Below are 16,082 nucleotides of genomic sequence, written 5' to 3' on the forward strand. Positions count from 1 at the left end.
AGAGATCCGTCGCGGCCATCGTGGTCGCCATGACCACCGCCGCGCCCACCCGAACATCTGCCGCCGTCTCCGGCCGCCCCCGCCGTGCCACCGTCGACTGGCGGCTGCGGTTCGGCTTCCTCTCCCTCGTCTGGGGGTTCAGCTTCCTCCTGATCAAGGTGGGCACGCAGGCGTACGCGCCCTTCCAGGTCACCTTCGGCCGGCTGCTGTTCGGCACGCTGGTCCTCGCGGCGGCGATGGCGGTGAAGCGGCAGCGCCTGCCGCGCGGCGCCCGCACCTGGGGTCATCTCACGGTGGCGGCCTTCCTCCTCAACGCGCTGCCGTTCTCCCTGTTCGCCTACGCGGAGCTGACCATCCCGTCCACGCTGGCGGGCATCTGCAACGCGACCTCGCCCCTGTGGGGCATGGCCCTCTCCCTGGTCGCGCTCTCGGAGGACCGTCCCACCCGGGTGCGGGTCGCCGGCCTCGGCCTCGGCTTCCTCGGTGTGCTGACGGTGCTCGGCGCCTGGCAGGGCTTCCACGGCCTGGACGCCACGGGCACCGCGCTGGCCCTGCTGGCCTCCCTCAGCTATCCGATCGGCTGGATATACGTCCGCCGCACCCTGGCCGGCACCCCGCACTCCCACCTCTCCCTCACCGGCGCCCAGCTCCTGCTGGCCACCGCCCAACTGGCCTTCGTCACCCCGCTGTTCACGACCCTGCCGAGCAGCTTCCCGGTCCTGCCCCTGCTGGCGGTGATCGCGCTGGGCACCCTCGGGACGGGTGTCGCGATGCTCCTGCAGTACGGCCTGGTCTCCGAGGTCGGCCCCACGACCGCCCAGATGGTCACCTACTTCATCCCTGTCATCGCGACGGCCGCCGGTGTCGCCCTCCTCGGCGAGCCCCTGGCCTGGACGACCCCGGTCGGCGCGGCGATCGTCCTGGCGGGCGCGGCCCTGACCCAGGCCAGGCCGCGCGCCTGAACCGTCGGGGCACGCTCAGACGTACCCGCCGCCCACCGACGCTCCGCCCGCCCCCGGTCCGACCGCCGAGGCCACCGCGTCCGCCACCCTCCCGATCTCCTCCTCGGTGAGGGTGGAGACCGTGATCCGGATCCCCTGCGGGGCGTTCATCCGGAAGCGCGCGCCGGGCGCGACGGCCCAGCCGGCGTGCAGCAGCCGCGCGACCGCGCCGGTCTCGTCGGGGACCCGGATCCACACGTTCATCCCGCTGACGCCGTGCGCCTCGACCCCGCGCCGGGCCAGCGCGCCGATCAGCGCCTCCCGCCGCCGCCCGTACGCCGCCGCCACGGCCGGCGCGTCCACCGCACCGCCGGTCCACAGCCGTACGACGGCCCGCTGCACCAGCCGGCTCACCCAGCCCGGCCCCAGCCGCTGCCGCCCCCGCACCCGGTCGACGGTGACGGCGTCCCCGGTGAGCACCGCGAGCCGCAGGTCGGGGCCGTAGGCCTTGGCGACCGACCGTACGAAGGCCCAGCTGTGGGTGGTCCCGGCCAGCGGATGCAGGGGCTGGTCGACGATGCGGTAGCCGTGGTCGTCCTCGACGAGCAGGGTCTCGGGGTGCTCCCTCAGCACCGACCGCAGGGCACGCGCGCGTGCGGCGCCCACGGCCGCGCCGGTCGGGTTCTGCGCCCGGTCGGTGACGATCAGGGCGCGCGCCCCGGCCGTCAGCGCCTTGCGTACGTCGTCGGGGAGCGGCCCCTCGTCGTCGACGCCGACCGGGACGACGCGCAGCCCGAGCGCCGGGGCGAGGTCGAGGACGCTCCCCCACCCGGGGTCCTCGACGGCGACGGCGTCCCCGGGTCTGAGGTGGACGGCCAGGACCCGTTCGATGGCGTCGAGCGATCCGGAGGTGACGGCGACCGGCCCGTCCGGCACCCCGTCGGCGTCCAGCTCGGCCCGCGCGATCCGCGCCAACTCGGGTTCCACGGCCCCCGATCCGTAGAGCACCGGCTCCCGGTCGGTCTGCTCGGCTGCGCCCGCGAACGCCTCCGCCACACGGGGCAGCAAGGCGGTGTCGGGATTGCCGTCGGCGAGGTCCCGAACTCCTTCCGGCACCTCGACCCGGATGTACTCGCGCCCGGTCGTCGCGGGCCTGGACCGCACGCGGCTCCCCCGCCGCCCGGCCGTCTCGATGACCCCGCGCTCGCGCAGTGTGCGATAGGCGGCCGCGACGGTGTTCGGATTCACTCCGAGACGCTCCGCCAACTCCCGCATGGGCGGCAGCAGTTGACCGGGCTCCAGCTCGCCCGCCCCTACCGCCTGCTCGACGCTCGCCGCGATCTCGGCTGCGCGCCGCCCAGTGATCATGTATTCTCCTAGCACAAACGAGATTATGCACTAGTGCAATGGAGAACGCAATGACGGGGCCCCAGCAGTCGACGACAGCGCGGCAGACGACACCACCGCACACGACACCACCGCCCGCCGCCTACACCCCCACCGACCGCACCGTCCCCACCCGGGGCGCGCAGAAGGCCTCGTACGACAGGGAACTGGTGCACGCGATACTCGACGAGGGATACGTCTGCCATCTCGGCTTCGTCCGCGACGGCGCCCCGGTGGTGCTGCCCACGCTGTACGGCCGGGTCGGCGAGACGCTCTATGTGCACGGCTCGACGGGCTCGCGCCCCCTGCGGATGACAGGCCAGGCCGACCCGGGTCTCCCGGTCTGCCTGACGGTCACGCACGTGGACGCGCTGATCCTGGCCCGCTCCGCCTTCCACCACTCGATCAACTACCGCTCGGTGGTGGTGCACGGCACGGCTTACGAGGTCACCGACCCGGAGGAGCGGCGGATCGCCCTGGACGCCCTGGTCGACCATGTCGTACCGGGCCGCTCACGGGACTCCCGGCCCGCCAACGGCAAGGAGTTCGCGGCCACCGCCGTGATCCGCCTCGACCTGGACGAGGTCTCCGCCAAGACCCGCACCGGCGGCGTCAACGACGAGCCCGACGACCTCACCCTCCCCCACTGGGCCGGCGTCGTCCCCCTCCGCAAGGGCTACGACACCCCCGTCCCGGACCCCGCCCTCGCCCCGAACACCGAACTCCCGGACTACCTAAGGACGCTGTAGGTCAAAGGGACCGAGGGCCCGCGCCCTGCAAGGGGCGCGGGGAACTGCGCGAGCAACCACACTCAACCCGCGGCCCGAAACGCACCCGACCCCGACGGCGTCACCGCCCCCGCCCCACCGACAGCTCGGGCTCGACCTCTTCCCCACCGGACGCCACCTTCCGAGACGCCCCTCCCCGCGGAGCGGACCGCTGCGCGACGAACGCCCCGCCCAGCACCACCACCCCACCCACGATCTGCGGCGCCGACAGATGCTCCCCCAGCAACGCCCACGCCAACATGATCGCGACAACCGCCTCCAAGCACCCCACGACCCCCGCCACCTGCGGAGACAACCGCCGCACAGCCACCACCCCGGTGACATACGCGAGCACCGTGGCGATCAGCACCACCCACCCCAGCAGCAACCAGGCAGGCACATCGGCCCCGCCCATCCGCGCGGTCCCCCCGAGTACCGCCCACTCCATCCCCCACGGCCGGGCCACCACCGTGAGCACCACCGCACCCACCAGCAGCCCGTAGGCGATGACCCCGAGCGGGTCCGGCGCGTCGTCGCCCGCGTCACTCCCCTGGTCGGACAGCACGAAGTACCCGGCCTGGCAGCAGGCGGCCCCGAGCGCGAGCAGCAGCCCCAGCGGGTCGAAGCTGAGCCCCGACCAGATCTCCACGACACAGGCGAGGCCGCCGACCGCGAGCACGACCCCGACGGCGGCGGCCGGCGTCACCGGCCGCCGCTGCACGAACCGCACCCAGCCGAGGACCAGCGCCGGCCCGAGGTACTCCACGAGGAGGGCGACGCCGACGGGGATGCGGGAGATCGACGCGAAGTAGAAGGCCTGCACACCGGCCACGGCGAACAGTCCGAACCCGACGAGCAGCGCGGGCCGCCGGACCACCAGATGCCGGTGGCGCACGGCGAGCGGCAGCATCACCAGCGCGGCGCCGACCACCCGCAGCCACACCACGTGCAGCGGGTCGAGCCCCGCCTCGATGAGTGGCTTGCCCGCGGTCCCCGATCCACCGAAGGCGACCGCGGACCCGAGCGCGAGCACCAGCCCGACACCGCGCCCGCGGTGCCCCTGACTCCCCTGAGACGTATGCACCGGCACATGATGACAGCCAACGACAGGAGCGTCACCCCCAATGACACCTGTCTCACCGGCTGGACTCCAGGTGGGCGCGGCTCAACGCCTCCCGTCCCCGCCCACAGCGCACCCCTCGACCCGCTCCGCTCCCGCCTCCTCCTCGTCCCGCCCCTCTCCGGTTTCCGCGATCCGCCGCGCCACCACCGCGGCATCGACACCCACGCCGCCCAGCACCTCCACGGCCCGCGAACCGCCGGCCGCGACCAGCACCGCGAGCAGATCGAGGCCGCGGGCCGCCCGCTCGCCCCGGCGCACGGCACGGTCGTACGCCTGTGTCATCGCCCGCGCCGCCACGGGCGACCAGCCGGGCGTGCCCGGTGCCCCCGGGACGACACCGGCGTCCTCGACACCGATCTGCCAGCGCAGCCCGTAGCCGATGCTGCGCTGCACCAGATAGCCGAGCAGCCGGGCGACCTGCGTCCCGTCGAAGACGGCGCGAACCTCGGGGTCGGACTCCATGAGCGAGTGCAGCAGATGGGCGGTGTCGATCTGCCGGTCCCCATCGCGCAGGGCCCGTCTGCGCGCACCGGCGACCACCGAGGCCAGCTCGTCCGTGAGCCTGCCCTCGATCTCCACGTGGTCCGGACCATGGTCTACGGCCGACTGCCGGGGAATTCGGGATCGCACCCCTTCACCCCATCAGTCCCACCGCCCCCGGGTCATCCACGACAGGAAGCATCTTCGCGTCCGACACAGGTTGCGTAGGGAGGACCTGCTCCTCCTCCCTACGGATGAGATCCGATCGCCCAGGCCCATTTCTGACACTTCATCAGTATTGAATGTTCAGGCCCTCACGACTACGTTCCGCGACACCACCGTCCACCGTCCACCGTCCACTGCCTACTGCCTACTGTCCGAGACGAAGGGGTTGTCGCATGGCCGATGTCAGCGCGGAGGCACGCATCGAGGCACCCGCCGAGCACGTCTGGGCCCGGCTCGTCGACTGGCCCGCGTACGGCGAGTGGAACACGACCCACACCGGCTTCCCCAAAGGCGGCCCGGAAACCCTCGCGGTGGGCGGCACCTTCCAGGAGAACCTGCGGCTCATGGGCTTCCCGGCGGAGGTCGAGTGGACCATCGCCGAACTGGAACCCGCCCGCACCCTCGCCATCCAGGGCAAGGGCCCGATGGCCGTGGACCTCGCCACCCGCTACACGCTCACCCCCGACGGCGACGCCACCCGGGTCCGTATCGACGGCCGGTTCACCGGCGCCGCCGTCTCCCTGATGGCGGGCAAGCTCAAGGACTCCGCGACGGCCGCACTCGCCGAGTCCCTGCGCAAACTGGGCACCCTCGTCACCTGACCCCACGCCCGCCCGCCCCGCACCACTCACGCGCCCGCGCACACGAAAGCGCCCCGCGGACACCTCCGCGGGGCGCTCCCTCATCGATCACCCACGTACTGCCTCAGCCGTCGCCTCAGTCCTCGTCGGCGAGGATCAGGTACAGCTTCTTGCGGGCCTCGTTGATCACCGTCAGCGCCTTGTCGCGCTGGTCCTTGTCGCCGGTCTTCCAGACCTGGCCGAACGCCTCCATCAGACCGAAGCCGGCCTGCCGGATCTCGCTCAGCGCCTCCCAGTCGACCCCGCGCGAGGCCTCTTCCCAAGGCGCCTCGGGGCCCTCGTCGGCCGCGGTGCGACCGGCGTCGGTGAGCGAGAACAGCTTCTTGCCGCCCTCGGTCGCACTGGCGATCAGCCCCTCGTCCTCCAGCAGTTGGAGGGTGGGGTACACCGAACCGGGGCTGGGCTTCCACGCCCCGCCACTGCGTTCGGCGATCTCCTGGATCATCTCGTAGCCGTGCATGGGCCTGTCCTTGAGGAGGGCCAGGATCGACGCGCGTACGTCGCCCCGCCGCGCCCTGCCCCTCGGTCCGCCTCGGCCGCGCCCACCCCAGGGGCCCCCGCCGAACGGTCCGAACGGCCCGGGACCACCATGGCCCGGCCCGAAGGGCCCGAAGGCGGCGCGCAGCGCCTCGGCGTCACCTCGGCCGTGGGGGTGGTCCCCACCACGGCGTCCATGTCCACGCTCGAATCCGAAGTCCTGTCCACGGGAACGCATCGCAATCACTCCATTCCATCGTTGATCTGTCGCGATGCCTCAACGATATATCGGAACCTGTCGTCCGACAACCCCCGAATACTTCCCCGCCACACATCGCCGCCGTGATCTACTGCCGCCCATGCCCCTGCTGCTGCTCGACCTCGACAACACCCTGGTCGACCGCGACGCGGCCTTCCGCGACGCCGCGGCCGCCTTCCTCGCCGCGCACGGCCTGCCCGACACCGACCTGGCGTGGGTCATGACCGTCGACGCCGGCGGTTACGCGACCCGCCCCGAGGTCGCCGCCGCTCTGACCGACCGCTACGCGCACTCGGTGCCGCCCACCGCCGTCCGCGCCCTGCTCGACACCGGCGCCGCCGACCGCGTGGTCCTCGCCCCCGCCACCCGTGAGGCACTGGGCCGAGCCCGGGCGGCCGACTGGACCTGTGTGATCGTCACCAACGGCCGCACCGCCCAGCAGGAGAAGAAGATCCGCGCCACCGGCCTCGACCGTCTGGTCCGGGGCTGGGTCGTCTCCGAGACCGTCGGCCACAAGAAGCCGGAGCCGGAGATCTTCCACGCCGCGGCCGCCGCCGTCGGCCTCCCCCTGCCCGGCGCCTGGGTCGTCGGCGACTCACCGCACGCCGACATCGCGGGCGCCGCCGCGCTCGGCCTGCACAGCGTGTGGGTGTCCCACGGCCGCACCTGGCCCGAGCACACCCCCCGGCCCACCCACATCACGGCCGACGTGACCTCCGCGATCGACCACGTCATCAGCACCCCGGGCCGACCGGGCCGGATCGGCACGCCCCCGCCGACCGGGCAGGAGTCCAGCACTCCCCCGCACACCCCACCCGTCGACCCGCCCTCTACAGTGCGGGAATGATCTCCGACAGCTACCTCTCCGCACTGTTCTCGCTGGACGGCCGGGTCGCCGTGGTGACGGGCGGCAGCTCCGGCATCGGCAAGGCCATCGCCGGAGCTCTGGCCCGCGCGGGCGCGCGCGTGGTGATCGTCGCGCGCAGGGAGGCGGAGCTGACGGCCACGGTCGACGAACTGACGGCGGACGGCTGCCGGTCGGCCGGGGTCAGCGCCGACCTGAGCACCAGGGCCGGTGTGCGCGCGGCGGCGGAGCAGGCGGCCGAGGCGTTCGGCGAGCCCGACATCCTCGTCAACAGCGCGGGCATCAACCTGCGTCCCCCGCTGAGCGAACTGGGCGAGGACGTCTGGGACACCACCATGGCCGTGAACCTGGACGCGCCCTTCCTGCTGGGCCAGCGCTTCGGCCCCGGCATGGCCGAGCGGGGCTACGGCCGCATCATCCACATCACCTCCCAGCAGGCACACCGGGCGTTCGTCCGCAGCGGCGCATACGGCGTCTCCAAGGGCGCGCTGGAGTCGCTGGCCCGCTCACAGGCCGAGGAGTGGTCGCCCCACGGCGTCACCTGCAACACCCTGGTCCCCGGCTTCGTCCCGACCCCGCTCAACACCCGGCTGTCGTCCGACCCGGAGAAGGTGGCCGCCCTCGCCGCACGCACCCTGGCCGGCCGCAACGGCCTGGCCGACGACTTCGCCGGGGCGGCCGTGTTCCTGGCGGGCCGCTCCGCCGGCTACATCACCGGGCAGTCGATCTGCGTGGACGGCGGCTTCTCCGTCCACTGACCCACCGGCCCGACGCCGTACGAGGTCCCGCCGCACGACCTCGACCGAATGGCCCCCGAAATCCGGTCCACCTTCCCGGAATTGGCCTTGGCCCGCGTCTCCACCGACCGCCTAGCGTCGTCCCATGCGCATTCGTATCGTGGACGCCTTCACCGACCGCCCCTTCTCCGGCAACCCCGCCGGAGTCCTCCTCCTCGACGCCTTCCCCGACGACGCCTGGCTGCAGAACGTGGCCAAGGAGGTCAACCACGCCGAGACCGCGTTCACCCACCCCCTCCCCGAGGGTGGCGAGGCCGACTGGGCGCTGCGCTGGTTCACACCGGTCGCCGAGGTGGCGATGTGCGGTCACGCCACCCTGGCCACCGCGCACGTCCTGGCCGACACGCACACCCACGAGGGCCCGGTCCGGTTCGCCACCCGCAGCGGTGTCCTCGTCGCCACGCCCCGGCCGGACGGCTCCCTCACCCTCGACTTCCCGACCGCGCCCCTCACCCCGGTCGCCGTCCCCGACGGCGTCGCCGAGGCCCTGGGCGCGGAGCCGCTCGGCGCCGTCGACACCGGCCCGAACGTCGGCGACCTGCTGGTGGAACTCGCCGACGAGAAGACGGTCCTGGGCCTCGCCCCCGACCTGCGCTCCCTCGGCCGCTACTCCGCGCGCGGCATCATCGCCACCGCCCGCGCCGCGGACCCCGCCGCCGGCCACGACTACGTCTCGCGCTGCTTCTTCCCGAACCTCGGCATCGACGAGGACCCGGTCACGGGCAGCGCCCACACCGCCCTCGCCCCGTACTGGTCCGAGCGCCTGGGCAGCCCGGACCTCACCGGCCTCCAGGCCTCCGCCCGCTCGGGCCGGGTCCGCACCGAACTCCGCGGCGACCGCACCCTGCTCTCCGGCCGCGCGGTCACGGTCATCGACGGCGAACTCCTCGCCTGACCCGCCCCTCAGGGCGTGGGCAGCCAGGGCACCTTCCCCGCCAGCAGCGCGTACCCCACGAACGCCCCGATGTCGAGCAGCGAGTGGGCCACCACGAGCGGGCCCACTCGCCCCCACCGCCGGTACAGATAGACGAAGACCACGCCCATCACCATGTTGCCGACGAAGCCGCCGATGCCCTGGTAGAGGTGGTAGGACCCGCGCAGCACCGAGCTGGCGGCGAGCGCGCTCCCCGGTGACCAGCCCAACTGCTGGAGCCGGCGCAGCAGATACCCGACCACGATGACCTCTTCGAGGACCGCGTTCTGGATCGCGGAGAGGATCAGCACGGGGTACTTCCACCACGCCTCGGGCAGCGCCTCCGGCACCACCGTGAGGTTGAAGCCGAGTTCGCGGGCCGCCAGATAGAAGGCGATGCCCGTGCTGCCGATCACCGCGGCGATCGCCGCGCCCCGCCCGAGGTCGGGCCACGGCTTCGTCCGGTCGAAGCCGAGGGTGCGCAGCCCGGCGCCCTCGCGCAGCAGGAAGTGCGCGACCAGGGCCACGGGCACCAGGGCGGTCGTGATCCCGAAAAGCTGCCACGCGAGGTCCAGCCAGGGCCGCCCGGGCGCGGCCGAGGCGTTCATGGTGGCCGCCTGGTCCTTCAGTCCGCCCGGTTTGGTGACCGAGCCGATGAAGCTGATCAGCGCGGACACCCCGCTCGCGCCGAGCGAGACCGCGAGGACGAGCAGTGTCTCGTCCCTCAGGATCCGCCGCCCCGGCCGCTCCCCCGGCAGCGCACCCTCCACCGACTCCGCCTGCCCCTGCACCCACGCCTCCAGTTGTCCGGCCCCGCCGAGGGTCCATCATCACCCGCGGCGGTCCCGGACATTCCGGCGGCTTACCTCACAGCGGCCCTCAGCCCAGTAGCACCGGCTCCGGCAGCCCGACCGGCCAACTGTGGACCGGCTCCCCGGAGTGCATCAGCTCGCCGTACCGCCGGGTGGTGGCGGCCAGCGCCGCATCCCTGCCGAGCCCCTTGGCAAGCGCCCGATGGAACGTTTCCACCTGCCAGGACGCCCCGTTGACCCGACGCCGGCAGCGCTCCTCGATCACCCCGAGATAGAAGTCCCGGTCGACCGGCTCGACCCCCCACGCGTCGAGCCCCACCGCCGCGAGCGGCAACAGCTCGTCCCGTACGAGGTTCACCGCGTCCACCGGTCCGACGCCGCCGTAGCGCCCGCGCGGCCACTGCAGTCGGGCGTCGATGCCGTGCCGGCACGCCTCGTCGAAGTTGGCGGCGGCGGCCTCGAACGGCAGCCGCGTCCACACGGGCCGCGACTCCTCGGCGAGGGCGCGGACGACCCCGTAGTAGAAGGCCGCGTTGGCGATGACGTCCGTGATGGTCGGCCCGGCGGGCAGGACCCGGTTCTCGACCCGCAGATGCGGGACCCCGTCGGCGATGCCGTAGACAGGCCGGTTCCAGCGGTAGATCGTGCCGTTGTGCAGGGTGAGTTCGGCGAGCGAGGGGACACCGCCCGCGTCGAGGACGTCCATCGGGTCCTCGTCGTCGCAGATGGGCAGCAGCGCCGGGAAGAAGCGCAGGTTCTCCTCGAAGAGATCGAACGCCGAGGAGATCCACCGCTCCCCGAACCAGGTCCGCGGCCGCACCCCCTGGGCCTGGAGCTCGGGCGGCCGGGTGTCGGTGGACTGCTGGAAGAGCGGCGGGCGCGACTCCCGCCACAGCTCGTGCCCGAACAGGAACGGCGAGTTGGCGCCGATGGCGATCTGCGCGGCGGTGACCGCCTGGGCGGCGTTCCACACATCGGCGAACCGGCCCGGGGTGACCTGGAGATGCAGCTGCACCGAGGTGCAGGCGGCCTCGGGCGCGATGGACTTCGAGGTGCAGACGAGCCGCTCCACCCCGTCGATGTCCAGGGTGAAATCCTCACCGCGGGCGGCGACGATCTGGTCGTTGAGCAGGGTGTAGCGGTCGCCCGCCGAGAGATTCGACGAGACCAGGTCGTCCCGGCCCAGCGTCGGCAGAATGCCGATCATCACGATTCCCGCGCCCACCTCGATCGCCTTGCGGTCGGCATAGGCGAGGGAGGTGCGCAGCTCCTCGGAAAGCTGGTCGAATACCCGGCCGCCCAGCCGGTGTGGAGCAATGTTGACTTCCAGATTGAACATGGCGAGTTCTGTTTGGAAATCTCGGCTCGCAATCCGCTCCAGTACTTGCGCATTCATCATTCTCGGCTGACCGTCGCCGTCGACGAGGTTCAGCTCGATCTCCACACCCATGAGGTTCTTGGGGCGGTCGAACCGCTTCTCCTCCAGCAGCCGCGCCAGCCCCGCCAGGCACTGCCGGAGCTTGTCGCGGTACTGCTGGCGATCAGAGAGGCCAAACGGCCCCGCCACGACCTTCTCCCCCATCGAAGTATCCCTCCTCGGATGGGCAGGCCGACGAACCGGCCACTGCTGTCCCAGGTCCACGGATGATGATGCCCAGGCAGAGCCACCGATAACGTCCTACGCGCGACCTGCACACGCTAGGCTGAGCGCGGTCACCTCCGACCTTATTCACTCGGCGTGCTTCTGGCACATTCAGCGGGCAAGAATGAGCACGCGCTTTCTACCCTGGATGCTTTCGTGAAAAGCGCCGACGAGAACCGGCCGTCCGCTACGCGAGGGTAATCCGAGGTCACCGACGCACCCCCCTGGAAAAGCGGGGTGACGTCCGTGTTCCGGAGACCGGATACCGCCTTGCTCTTCATATTCGGAACGGCTAGACGAAACCTCAGCTGAACACGTGTCGTATAAACTCCGCAAACGAGGCTGAGAGCCGGCACCCGCGGTCCTCGGTCCTGCCGTCAGGCCCAGGGCGGCGGACCCGACCCACGCACCGGACCCCGGGCATCCGTCTCTCCGATCCCCGAGAGCTGACAGCGCCGTCCGCCCCCGCCCTCGCGCCACCGTGCCTGTCGAATTGAGAGGCGACCCACCATGCCGCTGCATGTCCCCCCGGCTCCCGCGCCCGCCCTGCGCACCGTCCTCACGGCACTCGGTTCTCCCACCGCCGTCCACGAGGCGCGAACCCCCGCCCTGAAGAACGCCCAGGGTCCGGCCACACCCGAACTCCCGCTGCCCGTCCATGTGCTCGACCGGATCACCCCGGAGGGCACGGGCGCCACCCGGCTCACCGGATGGCGGTTCCTGATCCGCTGCGGCGACCGCGCCGTGGCCGCCGCCGAGACCCGGCTGACCCCGGACGGCTGGGCGTTCTCGCACTTCTTCGAGGGCCCGTACATCACCTCCACCGAGCGCGCCCTGCGCCAGGCCGAGGTCATGCAGCAGCCCTACCAACCACGCCTGCTGTCGGTGCCCGAGCTGTACATGCTCACGCTCTGGCTGCACGCCGACCCCACCGCCGACGGCGCCACCGGCCACCCGGCACCCACCGACCTGCTGGTCCCGCTGGCGCCCGCACCGCCCGGCATCGCCGCCCACCGCCCACACCCGGTCGCCGATCTCCTCCCGGTGCTGACCACCCGGCTGACACCCGCCCCACTCCTCGGATCGCCCGCCTGAAATCAGGGCCACTCCGCCCCACGTACCGCTCGTGCCCCGCCGCCGATATACCGGCGGCGGGGCCCTTGTTTTCCGTTACCGAGAATTCCCGCTCTTTCGGGCGCCAATACGCTCGTACGAGCTATTCGCTCGCCCTTCCCCCGCCGGACTAGCCCCATCCGACCACGGTGAACCACCCGAAGGGACAGTACGGTTGGGATGAACCGTCCGCGCGAGGGTTGCGTCATCAACCTGTGAAGAAGCCGTGCTGCGAAATGCCTGCGGATTGACGCCCGTGGGGCAACACTGGGACCGGACCGATTTATCAACGGGGGGCGGCCATGAACGGGGCATCAAGCCGCGGGACAGACAAACCAGCCATCTCAGACCACACGACAAACCGAAAGATCCCAACAACCATGTGCCAGCACCAGCCACTGTGCCCGACTGCCGAGTCCGCCGACCGGGAAGGCGCCCGACTCGTGGCGCACCACCCGGAGCAGGGATGGAGCCTGCTCTGCAACGGCGTTCTGCTCTTCGAGGACACCGGTGAGCTCCTGCCGGACGGCCAGATCATCGCACCGCACCGCCCGATGGGCGTGGTGACAGCCGCCTGAGCCGCACTCACGTGCGCACAGGGTGAGCGTCCCCGCACAGGACGTCCGCCCGGACAGAAGAGGGGCCGGCCGGAGAAGCACTCTCCGAACCGGCCCCGACGCGTATCCGCGTCCGACTACTCTTCGTAAGCGTCCAGCGGCGGGCAGGAGCAGACCAGGTTCCGGTCACCGTAGGCCTGGTCGATCCGGCGCACCGGCGGCCAGTACTTGTCGGCGGGCGAGACCCCGGCCGGGAAGACGGCCTCCGCGCGCGTGTAGGCGTGCTCCCAGTCGCCGCCGAGCGCGGCGGCGGTGTGCGGGGCGTTGCGCAGCGGGTTGTCGTCCGCCGGCCACTCGCCCGAGCCGACCTTCTCGATCTCCGCGCGGATCGCGATCATCGCGTCACAGAACCGGTCCAGCTCGCCGAGGTCCTCCGACTCGGTCGGCTCGATCATCAGCGTCCCGGCCACGGGGAACGACATCGTCGGCGCGTGGAAGCCGTAGTCGATCAGCCGCTTGGCGATGTCGTCGACGCTCACCCCGGTCGACTTGGCCAGCGGCCGCAGATCGACGATGCACTCGTGCGCCACGAGCCCGCCGGGGCCGGTGTACAGCACCGGGTAGTGCGGCTCCAGCCGCTTGGCGATGTAGTTGGCGCTGAGCACCGCCACCTGCGTGGCCCGCTTGAGCCCCTCACCGCCCATGAGCCGGACGTACGCCCAGGAGATCGGCAGGATGCCCGCCGACCCCCAGGGCGCCGCCGAGATCGGGCCCACGCCCGTCTCCGGACCGGCCGCGGGCTGCAGCGGGTGGTTGGGCAGGTACGGCGCCAGGTGCTCGCGCACCCCCACCGGACCGACGCCCGGCCCACCCCCGCCGTGCGGGATGCAGAACGTCTTGTGCAGGTTGAGGTGCGAGACGTCACCACCGAAGTGCCCCGGCTTGGCGAGCCCCACCAGCGCGTTGAGGTTGGCGCCGTCGACGTACACCTGACCGCCCGCGTCGTGCACCTGCGCGCAGATGTCGGCCACATGCTCCTCGAACACCCCGTGCGTGGACGGGTAGGTGATCATCAGCACGGACAACTCGTCGCGGTACTGCTCGATCTTCGCCCGCAGATCCTCGACGTCGATCTCACCGTCCTCGGCGGTCTTCACGACGACGACCTTCATGCCTGCCATTACGGCGCTCGCGGCGTTGGTGCCGTGCGCGGAGGACGGGATGAGGCACACGACCCGCTGCTCGTCCCCGTTGGCCCGGTGGTAACCACGTACGGCCAGCAGCCCGGCCAGCTCACCCTGCGAGCCCGCGTTCGGCTGCAACGACACCTTGTCGTACCCGGTGGCCTCCGCGAGCCGCTCCTCCAGCTCCCGGATGAGCGTCAGATACCCCTGCGCCTGCCCGGCGGGCGCGAACGGGTGCAGCTGCCCGAACTCCGGCCAGGTCACCGGCTCCATCTCGGTGGTCGCGTTGAGCTTCATCGTGCAGGAGCCCAGCGGGATCATGCCCCGGTCCAGCGCGTAGTCCCGGTCGGCGAGCCGGCGCAGATAGCGCAGCATCGCGGTCTCGGAGCGGTACTCGTGGAACACCGGGTGCGTGAGGTAGTCGTCCGACCTCAGCAGCCCCTCGGGCAGCGTGTCCTCGGCCGCGGCGTCGAGGGCCTCGACGTCCCCCTCCACCCCGAACGCGGTCCATACGGCGCCCAGCTGGGCCCGGGTGGTGGTCTCGTCGCAGGAGATCGACACCAGGTCGGCGTCCACCAGGTGCAGGTTCACGCCATGTTCGCGGGCGGCGGCCACGACCTCACCGGCCCGTCCCGGCACCCGCACGGTGAGCGTGTCGAAGTACGCCCCGTGTACGACCTCGATCCCACCGGCGGTGAGCCCCGCGGCGAGCACCGTGGCGTAGCGGTGCGTACGCCGGGCGATGGTCCGCAGCCCCTCGGGTCCGTGGTAGACGGCGTACATCCCGGCCATCACGGCGAGCAGCACCTGTGCCGTACAGATGTTGCTGGTCGCCTTCTCCCGGCGGATGTGCTGCTCCCGCGTCTGCAGGGCGAGCCGGTACGCCTTGTGCCCGTCCGCGTCCACGGAGACGCCCACGAGCCGCCCGGGCAGGCTGCGCGCGAACTTCTCCTGTACGGCCATGTAGCCCGCGTGCGGCCCGCCGAAGCCCATCGGCACACCGAACCGCTGCGTCGTCCCCACCGCGATGTCGGCCCCCAGCTCACCGGGCGAGACCAGCAGCGTCAGGGCCAGCAGATCGGCGGCGACGGTGACGAGCGCACCGAGCTCGTGCGCCTGCTCGACGACCGGCTTCAGATCACGTACGACACCGGAGGCGCCCGGGTACTGCAGCAGCACCCCGTTGATCTCACGGGAGGCGATCTCGGCCGGAATCCCCTGGCTGAGGTCGGCCACGACGACCTCGACGCCGGTCGGCTCGGCACGGGTCTCGATCACGGCGATCGTCTGCGGCAGCGCGTCCGCGTCGACGAGGAACAGCCCCTTCTTGTTCTTCCCCATGCGCCGGGACAACGCCATGGCCTCGGCGGCGGCGGTCCCCTCGTCCAGCAGCGAGGCCCCGGAGGTGGGCAGCCCGGTCAGCTCGGCGACGACGGTCTGGAAGTTGAGCAGCGCCTCCAGCCGTCCCTGGGAGATCTCGGGCTGGTACGGCGTGTAGGCGGTGTACCAGGCCGGGTTCTCCATCACGTTGCGCAGGATGACGGGCGGTGTGAACGTCCCGTAGTACCCGAGCCCGATCATGGAACCCAGCACCTGGTTGCGGTCCGCGAGCGAACGCAGCTCGGCGAGGACCTCGGCCTCGGTGCGCGCGCCCGGCAGATCCAGCGCCTCGGCGTTCTTGATCACATCCGGGACCGCGGCCGCCGTCAGCTCGTCGAGCGAGCCGTACCCGACATGCGCGAGCATCTTGGCCCGGGCCTCGACGTCGGGGCCGATGTGGCGCCGCTCGAAGGGGATTCCCTGTTCGAGTTCGGAGAGCGGAATGCGATGGGCGGTCATTACGGAGGCCTCCTGGTCTGACACGACCTTCGAGGGGCACCACGGCACAGGTGCCCGAACG

General features: G+C 71.7%; 15 protein-coding genes. 8 read left to right on the forward strand and 7 right to left on the reverse strand.

Going from position 1 to position 16,082, the window contains the following annotated elements; translation table 11 throughout:
• The first annotated feature begins 29 nt into the window (after nt 1-29).
• Complete coding sequence (locus tag ACZ7MG_RS39480; protein ID WP_471395541.1) at nt 30-962, forward strand: DMT family transporter; 933 nt, start codon at nt 30-32, stop codon at nt 960-962.
• Between the two features lie 15 nt (nt 963-977).
• Here ACZ7MG_RS39480 and ACZ7MG_RS39485 read toward each other — a convergent pair whose 3' ends face one another.
• Nucleotides 978-2,324, reverse strand: coding sequence for an aminotransferase class I/II-fold pyridoxal phosphate-dependent enzyme (locus ACZ7MG_RS39485; protein ID WP_471395542.1), 1,347 nt, complete (start codon nt 2,322-2,324; stop codon nt 978-980).
• Between the two features lie 35 nt (nt 2,325-2,359).
• On the opposite strand from ACZ7MG_RS39485, the gene ACZ7MG_RS39490 reads away from it, so the two are divergent.
• The gene (locus ACZ7MG_RS39490) at nt 2,360-3,076 is read left to right on the forward strand and encodes a pyridoxamine 5'-phosphate oxidase family protein (RefSeq protein ID WP_471395543.1); all 717 of its coding nucleotides are present in this window, start codon (nt 2,360-2,362) and stop codon (nt 3,074-3,076) included.
• A gap of 100 nt (nt 3,077-3,176) precedes the next feature.
• Here the strand turns inward: ACZ7MG_RS39490 and ACZ7MG_RS39495 are convergent, their stop codons facing one another.
• On the reverse strand, nt 3,177-4,184 hold the full coding sequence (locus ACZ7MG_RS39495; protein WP_471395544.1) for an EamA family transporter: 1,008 nt from the start codon (nt 4,182-4,184) through the stop codon (nt 3,177-3,179).
• A 75-nt stretch (nt 4,185-4,259) separates the two neighbouring features.
• Nucleotides 4,260-4,847, reverse strand: coding sequence for a peptidase (locus ACZ7MG_RS39500; protein WP_471395545.1), 588 nt, complete (start codon nt 4,845-4,847; stop codon nt 4,260-4,262).
• Between the two features lie 248 nt (nt 4,848-5,095).
• Between ACZ7MG_RS39500 and ACZ7MG_RS39505 the strand changes: the two genes are divergently transcribed.
• Complete coding sequence (locus tag ACZ7MG_RS39505) at nt 5,096-5,524, forward strand: type II toxin-antitoxin system Rv0910 family toxin (RefSeq protein WP_471395546.1); 429 nt, start codon at nt 5,096-5,098, stop codon at nt 5,522-5,524.
• Nucleotides 5,525-5,639: 115 nt separating this feature from the next.
• On the opposite strand, the gene ACZ7MG_RS39510 is transcribed toward ACZ7MG_RS39505, so the two are convergent.
• The gene (locus tag ACZ7MG_RS39510) at nt 5,640-6,278 is read right to left on the reverse strand and encodes a PadR family transcriptional regulator (protein WP_471395547.1); all 639 of its coding nucleotides are present in this window, start codon (nt 6,276-6,278) and stop codon (nt 5,640-5,642) included.
• 121 nt (nt 6,279-6,399) lie between these two features.
• Here ACZ7MG_RS39510 and ACZ7MG_RS39515 point away from each other — a divergent pair, with 121 nt between their 5' ends.
• From ACZ7MG_RS39515 to ACZ7MG_RS39525, 3 genes are all read left to right on the forward strand, one after another.
• Nucleotides 6,400-7,146, forward strand: coding sequence for an HAD family hydrolase (locus ACZ7MG_RS39515; RefSeq protein WP_471395548.1), 747 nt, complete (start codon nt 6,400-6,402; stop codon nt 7,144-7,146).
• Nucleotides 7,143-7,922 (forward strand): SDR family NAD(P)-dependent oxidoreductase, encoded by a 780-nt coding sequence (locus ACZ7MG_RS39520; protein WP_471395549.1) that lies wholly within the window; start codon nt 7,143-7,145, stop codon nt 7,920-7,922. The genes ACZ7MG_RS39515 and ACZ7MG_RS39520 overlap by 4 nt, the downstream gene beginning before the upstream one ends.
• A gap of 124 nt (nt 7,923-8,046) precedes the next feature.
• Nucleotides 8,047-8,856: a PhzF family phenazine biosynthesis protein gene (locus tag ACZ7MG_RS39525; protein ID WP_471395550.1), complete on the forward strand. Its 810-nt coding sequence runs from the start codon at nt 8,047-8,049 to the stop codon at nt 8,854-8,856.
• 8 nt (nt 8,857-8,864) lie between these two features.
• Here ACZ7MG_RS39525 and ACZ7MG_RS39530 read toward each other — a convergent pair whose 3' ends face one another.
• Nucleotides 8,865-9,665 carry a CPBP family intramembrane glutamic endopeptidase gene (locus tag ACZ7MG_RS39530; RefSeq protein WP_471395551.1) on the reverse strand — a complete coding sequence of 267 codons (801 nt, stop codon included), beginning with the start codon at nt 9,663-9,665 and terminating at the stop codon, nt 8,865-8,867.
• An 88-nt stretch (nt 9,666-9,753) separates the two neighbouring features.
• Nucleotides 9,754-11,268, reverse strand: coding sequence for a glutamate-cysteine ligase family protein (locus ACZ7MG_RS39535; RefSeq protein ID WP_471395552.1), 1,515 nt, complete (start codon nt 11,266-11,268; stop codon nt 9,754-9,756).
• A 570-nt stretch (nt 11,269-11,838) separates the two neighbouring features.
• Here ACZ7MG_RS39535 and ACZ7MG_RS39540 point away from each other — a divergent pair.
• A complete protein-coding gene (locus ACZ7MG_RS39540) occupies nt 11,839-12,423 on the forward strand; it encodes a hypothetical protein (RefSeq protein WP_471395553.1) in 585 nt (194 codons plus the stop codon).
• A 398-nt stretch (nt 12,424-12,821) separates the two neighbouring features.
• Nucleotides 12,822-13,019, forward strand: coding sequence for a DUF5999 family protein (locus tag ACZ7MG_RS39545; protein WP_471395554.1), 198 nt, complete (start codon nt 12,822-12,824; stop codon nt 13,017-13,019).
• Between the two features lie 116 nt (nt 13,020-13,135).
• Here the strand turns inward: ACZ7MG_RS39545 and gcvP are convergent, their stop codons facing one another.
• The gene (gcvP, locus tag ACZ7MG_RS39550; protein WP_471395555.1) at nt 13,136-16,021 is read right to left on the reverse strand and encodes an aminomethyl-transferring glycine dehydrogenase; all 2,886 of its coding nucleotides are present in this window, start codon (nt 16,019-16,021) and stop codon (nt 13,136-13,138) included.
• Between the last annotated feature and the right edge of the window lie 61 nt (nt 16,022-16,082).

Source organism: Streptomyces sp. NPDC107538 (genome assembly GCF_055657445.1).

Coding starts and splice junctions, on each gene's coding strand:
- ACZ7MG_RS39515 (WP_471395548.1), top strand. CDS start 6,400: ATGCCCCTGCTGCTGCTCGACCTCGACAACACCCTGGTCGACCGCGAC.
- ACZ7MG_RS39480 (WP_471395541.1), top strand. CDS start 30: ATGACCACCGCCGCGCCCACCCGAACATCTGCCGCCGTCTCCGGCCGC.
- ACZ7MG_RS39520 (WP_471395549.1), top strand. CDS start 7,143: ATGATCTCCGACAGCTACCTCTCCGCACTGTTCTCGCTGGACGGCCGG.
- ACZ7MG_RS39525 (WP_471395550.1), top strand. CDS start 8,047: ATGCGCATTCGTATCGTGGACGCCTTCACCGACCGCCCCTTCTCCGGC.
- ACZ7MG_RS39535 (WP_471395552.1), bottom strand. CDS start 11,268: ATGGGGGAGAAGGTCGTGGCGGGGCCGTTTGGCCTCTCTGATCGCCAG.
- ACZ7MG_RS39505 (WP_471395546.1), top strand. CDS start 5,096: ATGGCCGATGTCAGCGCGGAGGCACGCATCGAGGCACCCGCCGAGCAC.
- ACZ7MG_RS39545 (WP_471395554.1), top strand. CDS start 12,822: ATGTGCCAGCACCAGCCACTGTGCCCGACTGCCGAGTCCGCCGACCGG.
- ACZ7MG_RS39510 (WP_471395547.1), bottom strand. CDS start 6,278: ATGCGTTCCCGTGGACAGGACTTCGGATTCGAGCGTGGACATGGACGC.
- ACZ7MG_RS39540 (WP_471395553.1), top strand. CDS start 11,839: ATGCCGCTGCATGTCCCCCCGGCTCCCGCGCCCGCCCTGCGCACCGTC.
- gcvP (WP_471395555.1), bottom strand. CDS start 16,021: ATGACCGCCCATCGCATTCCGCTCTCCGAACTCGAACAGGGAATCCCC.
- ACZ7MG_RS39490 (WP_471395543.1), top strand. CDS start 2,360: ATGACGGGGCCCCAGCAGTCGACGACAGCGCGGCAGACGACACCACCG.